The sequence below is a fragment of the Mycobacterium sp. genome, from assembly GCF_040398885.1.
Classification (GTDB): Bacteria; Actinomycetota; Actinomycetes; order Mycobacteriales; family Mycobacteriaceae; genus Mycobacterium.
On the sequence record NZ_JBBATF010000139.1, the window covers coordinates 1 to 8,675 of the forward strand.

Sequence of the window (8,675 nt, forward strand, 5' to 3'; positions counted from 1 at the left end):
CGTTCCCGCACCCGATCCTCGCCGTAGTAGTTGTAGTTGTAGTTGTAGCTGTAGTACGCATGCCCGCGGGAAGGGGTCATGGTGAACACCGCGCCCAGCAGGTTCGCGCCGACATTCTCCAGCGTCCCGACCGCGTGGGCGAGTTGCTCCCGCTTGGTCTCCCCGAAGCGGGCCATGATCAACGCCCCGTCTGCGTTGGTGGCCAAGATGGCGCCATCGGTGACCGCAAGCAGAGGCGACGAGTCGATGATGACGTAGTCGAATTGCTCGCGGAGGTCGCTGATGACCTTCCTGGCAGCTTGAGAGCCGAGCAGTTCGCTCGGATTGGGCGGGATGGTGCCCGCGGTGAGGACGCTCAGTCGCGGGTACTTCGTCGTTTGTAATACCTCGTCCAGGGACGCGCCGCCACTGAGCACGGTGCTGAAGCCGACCGAGCCGACCAAGTCGAGATATTTGTCCACTGACGGCCGTCGCATGTCGCCGTCGACGAGTACCACGTTGTACTCGCCTTCGGCCAGTGCCAGCGCGATATTGATCGCGGTTGTCGACTTGCCCTCGGCTGGAGTCGAACTGGTGATGACGATGACGCGCGGTGGATTGTCGACGTTGAGGAATTGCAGATTGGTGCGAAGTTTCCGGAAAGCTTCGGAAATGCCCGTGTTGCTCGTTTCGAATGAGATCGCGGTTTCCCTGCGGCGATCTTTATCGAGTGGGATGCTGCCGGCGAGACCCACGTGGGTGATCTCCTCGAGCGTCTCCCTGCTCTTCACGGTGTTGTCGAGGCGGTCGCGCAGGAGTGCCAGTCCGGTCCCGAGAAGCATCCCAAGGCCGAGGCCGGCGGCGATGTTGCGCTTGGGGTTCGGGACGGCAGGGGTACTGGGTATCGAGGCGCGCTGTTCGACGATCACGCGCGCGTCGGGCTTCGAGCCCGGGTCGGGGGTCTCCAACTGCCTGACCATGACGACGAATTCATCCGACAGTGCGTTGGCGATATCCCGCGCCCTGATCGGCGAGGCGTCGAGAACGGTGACGTCGATGAGGACGGTGTCCGGCTTGGCGGTTGCGTTGACTTTGGCCTTGAGTGCTCGGGCGGTCACGTCGAGGTCCATCTTGTCGATGGTGCGCTGAGCCAGCGTCTCACCCATGAGTAACTGGGTGTATGAGAGCACACGTTCTTGCGACAACCGTTGGCCCTGATACGAATCGGAGACCGACTTACCGGCCGACGTCGACACGAACAGTCTGGTGGAAGCCTGATAGAGGGGGGTCGTCATCAACGTGTAGATGATGGCGAGGAGCACCAAGGTCAGGGTGCCGGCCAAAACGGTCACCCACCTGGTTCGGAGCAGCTTGAGAAATTCCTGGAGATTCACGCTTATACCTCTGCGGCCGATGGGAGATTCACGGGCATCTGTCCGATGTCGTTGTGTCGGCTCATCACGAACACACCGGTACCGAAACGGCGGGAGTCGGATTGTCGATCAATGGTTGAACGGGAACCCTCGCTTCGCCCGCGGCCGTCGGTTCGGAGAACTGGAACACCAACTCGCCACTCTGACCGGGTGGGACCACGACCTGGACTTCAAAGCTCGGGTGGCCACGCTCCACAGCTTCGGTAGCTATCACGCGATTCCCGCCCGACGTGACGTTTTGAAGCGTGGCGCCTTTGGTGGCGATGACCCGAACGGAACTGACCATCGATCCCGGGGGGATCTTGATGGGGGTATCAGCAGGCAACCCCATGCTTCCGGCAACGTATTCGGGGAGTCCTTTGGCATCGCTCAACGTGTTGGTCAACCGTACGGTCACCGTCGAGTTCCTCATGTCGCCGTCGCAGTCGTCGGCCGCGAATTCGATCTCTCGCTTGAGGTAGTAATCCATCTTGTTGCCGCCGAAGTTGTTGATGATCACCTGGGCATACGGCGCCGCGTCGTCCGGGATGACGTGCCCCAAGATGGTTCCCTCGAGGACCTTCTGCTCGGCCGGGAAGGCACTCCAGACCGAGATGCGGCGCTCGCCGGCGGCACGGCCGAGGGCGTCGAGCAATTTGCCCGGCGAGTTGACCTGCGTAGTCATTTTCTTCACGACCGCGTTGGCGATGTCCTGCAGGTACTTCTTTCGCGCGTCCTGGTCTTTGGGGAACTTGACGTAGGTGGTGGACTCGGTGAGTTCGACCACGTTGTCCTGGGTTACCACTTGGCCGTCCGGGAGGGTCACCGAACCCTCGGCGCCCAGGATGTAGCTCAGGGCTACCGGGTCAAGCGCTATGACCCCATCTACTTTTCTACCGGTCTCGCGTTCCCACATCGACTTCCAGATCTGTGCGGCGTAAGGGAAATGAGGACTCTGATTGCTGTTCCGGACGTCGGTGAGTGGTCGGCTATCGCCGTACAGCTCGTTGAATTCAGGCCCCAGATCGATGGCCGCGGTCGCCTTGTAGAGCTCGGCATTGGAGCCCAGCGTGTCGACGATCGGCTTTCCGTCGACGAAGCGCAGGATGCCGAACCCACCCAGCAACCCACCGGTCCCGCGCGCCTCGGCGTTGGTCTGGAAGGCCATCAGGTAGGTCCGCGGGCCGTCGGCGCCCATCATCGCCGGCCCGATCCGGGCGGCCAGCGCCGAGTTGTGCAGCAGCGAGGACACCTCGGAGGTCTGGTTCTGCAGTTGGGTGCGGGCGTTGGCGATCGGGGCGACGAACCCGGCCTCCGGGATGGCGGCGGCCTGTTCGTCGAGCCGCTTGGCGTCCTCGGCGAGCGTGACGAGTTCGGGTTCCTGTTGGCGGAGGAGTTGGACGTTGACGCGGCCGTTGTCGTACAGCTTCGCCGGCGACAGCCCGATGCCCGCCTTGGCGGCGGGCTGGAGGATGTCGGCGGCGAGCCCTTCCACGACGTCGGCGATCTGCTGGCTGGTCTTGAGCGGCGCGCCGATGACCGGCACCGCGGCGGCGAGATTCCATATCCCGGAGTGGGTGGCCGACCGGGCCGACTGCGCGTGGGTCAGCGCGCTCTGGGCGGCCCGGGTGGCGTCCTCCGAGTCGCCCTTGAGCAGCGCGTCCTTGACTTGCTGTGCGCTTTGGCGCGCCTGCTCCAGGTTGGATTTGGCGGTCAGGGCCTGGAATCCCAGCCAGGCGCCGGCCAGCAGAACCAGCGCAAGCACCGCCAGGCCGATCCAGCGCAGGGGACGGCGGTCCTCAGCGAAGCGGCCTTCGGATTTGCGGGGCGAGTTCACTCAGAAGTTCCTCATCGGGGCGTGATCGGCAGCAGTCTACAAACACAGCAATGGGGCGGCCGGACTGCGGCCGCCCCATTGCTGTGTTGAGGGAGCGAGTTAGACGTTCCACCCGACGTTGCAACCCGAACGGTTGTACGCGTGCTTGAACTGGCCGGGCTCGCCGTAGGGGCCACCGAAGGAGGTGGTGATGCCGATGAAGCAGGACTGGCTGCTCTGGTTCTTGATGAACTCCCCGATCGGGCCGTCCTGAATGCCCGGCGGAAGCACGTTGATCACCGAGAAGTTCCACACCTCGACGGTGTTGGCGTCATTCCAGAAGGTCCCGTTCGGCGCGCCGAGCCAGATGACGTCGTTCTGGAACAGCGAATTTGCGCCGGTGGCATCGGCGGTCTTGCTGCTGACCACGTTCAGCGCCGCGCAGTCCACACCACCGCTGGCGGGATCGCACAGTTCGGTGCCGGCGGAGCTGCCGAGGGCTTTGGCGAAGGAGGTCAGCGACGGCGCCAAGGGAGCGGCGGAGTCGGCCTGGGCGACCACCGGGCTGACGGCGGCAGCAGCGGCCATCGCCAGGGCTGCGGCGCCCAGCTGGAACTTAGTGGTTGCGGAAGTCATCGGTGGATCCCCATCCCTAGAACGGTCGAGTCTTGCTTTCAAGGGGAACCCTGCCATCCGGGCTACGGCTTGTCAACCGGAATGGGCAAATGTCGGGCCAAAAGTCCCTCAGTTTTTTCTCAGCCCCGGCACGGCGTCCGGTAAGCAGGGGAAACCCGCGTTCCAAGGATGGTGGGAGCGCGGGAATCCGGGGCCGCTATGCGGCCGTCGCGCCCGGCTTGAGGTAGGTGACCAGGCTGACGTCGATGCTCTCGTCGATGAAGTAGTACTGGCAGCCCTTCAGATACCGCATGTACTTGTCGTATGTGGCCTCGTCAGTGGCCGCGACGGCGGCTGCCCTGTTGCGCTCGAGGGCGTCGGCCCACAGTCCCAGGGTCTTGATGTAGTGGTTGCGCAGCGACATGGTCTCGGGCACCGCGAACCCGGCCTTCTCGCCGTGGTCGACCATCATCGCGGTGCTGGGCAACCGGCCGCCCGGGAAGATGTCGGTGTACATGAACTTGATGAACCTGGCTAACGCGAACGTCAACTTTTTTCCGCGGGCAGCAAGGTCGTAGGGGTGGTAGGCGACGCTGCTCTGGATGGTCATCCGGCCGTCCTCGGGCAGGATGTCGTAGCAGGTCTTGAAGAAGTCGTCGTATCGCTCGAAGCCGAAGTGCTCGAAGGCCTCGATGGAGACGATCCGGTCCACCGGTGAGTGGAACTGCTCCCAGCCCTCCAGTCGCACGTCGAAGGTCCGGCCGCTGTCGACCGCGCCCAGCAATTGCCGGCAGTAGGCCTGCTGGTTCTTCGACAGGGTCAGGCCGATCACGTTGACGTCGTACTTCTCCATGGCCCGCCGCAGTGTCAGACCCCACCCGCAGCCGACCTCCAGCAGCGTCATACCCGGCTTGAGGTCCAGTTTGTCCAGGTTGAGATCGACGTTGGCGACCTGCGCCTCCGACAGGGTGGCGTCGGGGCCGGTGAAGTAGGCGCAGCTGTACTTGCGGGTGGGGTCCTGGAACAGGCCGAAGAAGTCGTCGGAGAGGTCGTAGTGGGCCTGGATGTCCTCGAAGTGCGGTTGCATGTCCTTGGTATCGCCGGCTTCAGGCATGAGAATGCGCGCTCCCGTGCTGCTTGACGTGTAGATCATCACGGCCCCCGCGAGTGGTGCAACCTGGTTCCAGCGCGACGATTCGGTGGGCCCAACCTGCTTCGACAACACGCCGATACTACCCGGGTCGGGCTATCCGTCCCCGCGCAGCACGCCGACGAACCGCGAAAACGTTGTGTCGAGTTCGCCGATGATGTCGTCCCACAGTGGTTCCGGGAGGTCGTGGCCCATGCCGTCGAACAGCACCAGGCGGGCTCCGGGAATGGCTGCGGCGATCGCCCGCCCGCCCGAGGGGCGCATCAGTTTGTCGGCCCGGCCGTGGATGACCACCGTCGGCGCGTCGATCCGGGCGTCGTAGCGCTTGAGGCTGCCGCTGCCCAGGACGGCGCCGAAGTGCCGGCCGATGCCCTGCGGGTAGAAGCACCGCTGGTAGCTCTCGATCGCCTCGGCGCGCAACCTCTCCTCCGGCACCGGGTAGGCCGGGCTGCCGATGATCTTGGACACCCGCACCGAGTTCTCCACGATGACCTCGCGGGGTGAGCTCGGCGGCGGCCCCTTGAGCAGGCACAACAGCGCGGCCGGCGCCGGCGGGAGCAGCAGGGCGGAGTTGTTCGAGGAGAAGATGACGCCGAGGCCGGCGGTGCGGTCGGCATGGCGGGCGGCGAAGACCTGGGCGATCATGCCGCCCATCGACGCCCCCACGATGTGCGCGCGGCCGATCCCGAGATGGTCCAGCACCGCCGCGGCGTCGTCGGCCATGTCCTCGAGCCGGTACACCGAGGTGCTGGGCAGGCCCACCAGCAGACGCAGCAGGCGGGGGATGAGGGGGCCGCCGGCCCGCCGGCCGTGCAACTTGGTGGACAGCCCGACGTCGCGGTTGTCGAACCGGACGACCCGGTAGCCGAGGCCGACGATCTTCCGGCAGAACTCGTCGTGCCACAGGGTCAGTTGCGCGCCCAGGCCCATGATGAGCAGGACCGGCGGGTCCTCGGGGTTGCCGAGGTCCTCGTAGTGCAACTCGATGTCGCCGGACCTGGCATATCCGCTGCGGGTGTCCAAGGCCTCAGACCTCGGTGTCCTTCTGGTGCTCCCGGCTGACCTCCACCATGAAGTTGGCGAAGTAGCCGGAGAACTGCGGGTCGCTCATCATCTGCCACTTCGGCGCCAGCAGTTTCATGTAGCGCTCGACGTAGAGGAACTGCTTACCGATGAGCACCAGTTCCCGGGGCAGCTTGACGTCGTAGGCGTCGGCCAGCGTCGACAGTTGCCGGCCGATCTCGGCATACGACATGTCGCCGAGGGTCTTCATGGTCAGCGGGGTGGCGAACGCCTCCAGGTCCCTGGCGGCCTGGGCCTCCGGCCTGACGGTGCCCACCGCGCCCAGCAGCACGACGATCTTGCCGGCCGCGGCGTGGTCCTTCTTGACCAGCAGCGCGTAGATCAGTTCGCGCAGCAGCCACCGGGTGCGCGGGTCGATGCGGCCCATGATGCCGAAGTCCAGGAACACGATGCGGCCGTCGTCGTCGACCAGAAGGTTGCCGGCGTGCAGGTCGCCGTGGAACAGGCCGTGCCGCAGGCCGCCCTCGAAGGTGGAGAACAGCAGCGCCTTGACCAACTCGGTGCCGTCGAAACCCTTTTCGCGGATGGCTTTGACGTCGTCGATGCGCACCCCGTGCACCCGCTCCATGGTGAGCACCCGCTCACTGGTGAACTCCCAATGCACTTGCGGCACTTTGATATTGCGGCCCAGCGGGGAGCCGTGCAGGCCGGACACCCAGGCCTCCATCGACTTCGCCTCGATGCGGAAGTCCAGTTCCTCGGCGAGGTTGTCGGCGAAGTCGGCCACCACGTCCTGCGCCGAGAGCCGGCGGCCCAGCTTGGCCAACTCCACCACCTGGGCGAAGCGCTTGAGGATCTGCAGGTCCGCGGCCACCCGCCGGCGGATGCCGGGACGCTGGATCTTGACGACCACGTCCTCGCCGGTGCGCAGGGTCGCGTAGTGCACCTGGGCGATGGAGGCCGAGGCGAACGGCCGTTCGTCGAAGGAGGCGAACAACGCCGCCGGGTCGGCGCCGAGGTCCTGGGTGAGCAGTTCGTGGACCGCGGCGGTGTCGGCCGGCGGGACGGCGTCGAGCAGGCTGCGGAACTCCCGGGACAACTGCTCGCCGAACGCGCCGGGACTGGAGGCGATGATCTGGCCGAACTTGACGTAGGTGGGGCCCAGGTCGGAGAAGGTCTTCGGGATCTCCTTGAGGACCTTGTCCGGGACGCTGCCCTTGCCGGGAAGCTTGGAAAGCACCCGCCATCCCGTTCTGGTCAGCTGCCAACCGGTGGCTCCGACGCGGGCCGCCTCGACGGGCAGCGGCACCCGATCCAATCTGGCGACCTCGCGGTGCTGACCTTTGGCGGAACCCACCCGGCCAGTGTGCCAAACGAGTCGGTGAGCACCTATTTCGGGCGTCCGGCGGTAACAAATGCATGACGCGCAGATGTTTTCTGGAATCCGAGGTGGGGGAGGGCTAATAATGAGTTTCTCGCCGGGGGAACACCGGCCGGCGACGGACCGGGTACCTCTCGGAAGGAGACACGACCAACCATGACCTCAACTTGGCTTTGGATCGGCACGATCGGCATGGCGCTCGGCGCGGTTGCCATCATCGGCCTCGGCGGCAAGGCGGAGGGCCGGCACCACGTCACCGCCAGTGCGTTCGTCTGCATCATCGCGGCGTGCGCCTACTTCGCGATGGCCAGCAAGCAGGGCATCCACACCTTCACCGACGACGGCGGAGTGGAACGCACCGTGTACTACGCCCGCTACCTCGACTGGATGTTCACCACGCCGCTGCTGCTGATCGGGCTGATAACCGTGGCACTGCCCCGGCTGACCAGCCCGGCGGAAGGGCGTGACCGCAACGCGCTGGTGGCCGGCGTCATCGGCGCCGACGTCCTGATGGTCGTCACCGGCTTGTTCGGGGCGCTGAGCAAAGAAACCCACACCCGGTGGATCTGGTACATCATCAGCTGCGCCTTCTTCCTGGTGGTGCTCTACATGATCGCCGGGCCGATCCGCGCCGCGGCCGCCCTGCGCGGCGCCGGGCACGCCGCGCTGTACACCCAACTGCTCGGCGTCCTGGCCGTGCTGTGGTTCATCTACCCGATCCTGTGGGCCATCGGAACCGAGGGCGCCGGAAAGGTCGGCCTCGGCACCGAGATCGCCACCTTCGCGGTGATCGACCTGCTGGCCAAAGTCGGCTTCGGCATCCTGCTGGTGAGCGGGACCAACAAGCTGCGCGGCACGGTCGTGGAGCGCGTGGGCGCCTAGCCCGCGGAACGCAGCAGACCGCCGGGTTCCTCAGGGGCCCGGCGGTCTGCTGTTTCTGCCGTAGATTCGCGGGCGTGCAGATCAGCGCCGCGGAGTCCACGGACCTGTTCGTCGGGAACCCCGACCGGCCACTGCAGGTGGTCCGGGTCGGCTACACCGGCGCGGCGGCGCCGTTCCCGGTCCGCGTCGAGGGCGACGGACTGAGCACGCCGGCGGCGGTGACCGCCCCGGCCGGGGCGGGGACCGTCGAGGTGGCGGTGGAGGTCGGCGGGCCCGTGTCGTCGGGGGTTCGTGCGGCGCGGGTGGTGGGCGCAGACGCCGAGTTCCCCTTCGACTTCGTCGTCGCCGAACCGGGCTGGACGATGCACATGATCAGCCACTTCCACTACGACCCGGTGTGGTGGAACACCCAGGGCG

8 protein-coding genes are annotated in these 8,675 nt (G+C 65.8%); 2 read left to right on the plus strand and 6 right to left on the minus strand.

What is annotated here, in order from left to right; all coding sequences use genetic code 11:
* From ADBZ5U_RS12545 to ADBZ5U_RS12570, 6 genes are all read right to left on the minus strand, one after another.
* Positions 1–1,373, minus strand: a 1,373-nt coding sequence (locus ADBZ5U_RS12545; protein WP_526810667.1) for a tyrosine-protein kinase domain-containing protein, incomplete at its 3' end; no start/stop codon positions are given.
* A gap of 64 nt (positions 1,374–1,437) precedes the next feature.
* Entirely contained in the window at positions 1,438–3,228 is a 1,791-nt protein-coding gene (locus ADBZ5U_RS12550) for a DUF4012 domain-containing protein (protein ID WP_526810668.1), read from the minus strand.
* Between the two features lie 99 nt (positions 3,229–3,327).
* On the minus strand, positions 3,328–3,843 hold the full coding sequence (locus ADBZ5U_RS12555) for a hypothetical protein (RefSeq protein ID WP_526810669.1): 516 nt from the start codon (positions 3,841–3,843) through the stop codon (positions 3,328–3,330).
* A gap of 196 nt (positions 3,844–4,039) precedes the next feature.
* Positions 4,040–4,936, minus strand: coding sequence for a cyclopropane mycolic acid synthase family methyltransferase (locus tag ADBZ5U_RS12560; RefSeq protein WP_526810670.1), 897 nt, complete (start codon positions 4,934–4,936; stop codon positions 4,040–4,042).
* A 132-nt stretch (positions 4,937–5,068) separates the two neighbouring features.
* Positions 5,069–5,995 carry an alpha/beta fold hydrolase gene (locus ADBZ5U_RS12565; protein ID WP_526810671.1) on the minus strand — a complete coding sequence of 309 codons (927 nt, stop codon included), beginning with the start codon at positions 5,993–5,995 and terminating at the stop codon, positions 5,069–5,071.
* Between the two features lie 4 nt (positions 5,996–5,999).
* Positions 6,000–7,352 carry an ABC1 kinase family protein gene (locus tag ADBZ5U_RS12570; protein WP_526810673.1) on the minus strand — a complete coding sequence of 451 codons (1,353 nt, stop codon included), beginning with the start codon at positions 7,350–7,352 and terminating at the stop codon, positions 6,000–6,002.
* Positions 7,353–7,532: 180 nt separating this feature from the next.
* Between ADBZ5U_RS12570 and ADBZ5U_RS12575 the strand changes: the two genes are divergently transcribed.
* Both ADBZ5U_RS12575 and ADBZ5U_RS12580 read left to right on the plus strand, forming a co-directional pair.
* Positions 7,533–8,258: a bacteriorhodopsin gene (locus ADBZ5U_RS12575; RefSeq protein WP_526810674.1), complete on the plus strand. Its 726-nt coding sequence runs from the start codon at positions 7,533–7,535 to the stop codon at positions 8,256–8,258.
* A gap of 74 nt (positions 8,259–8,332) precedes the next feature.
* The coding region (locus tag ADBZ5U_RS12580; RefSeq protein WP_526810676.1) for a hypothetical protein at positions 8,333–8,675 on the plus strand (343 nt) is incomplete at its 3' end.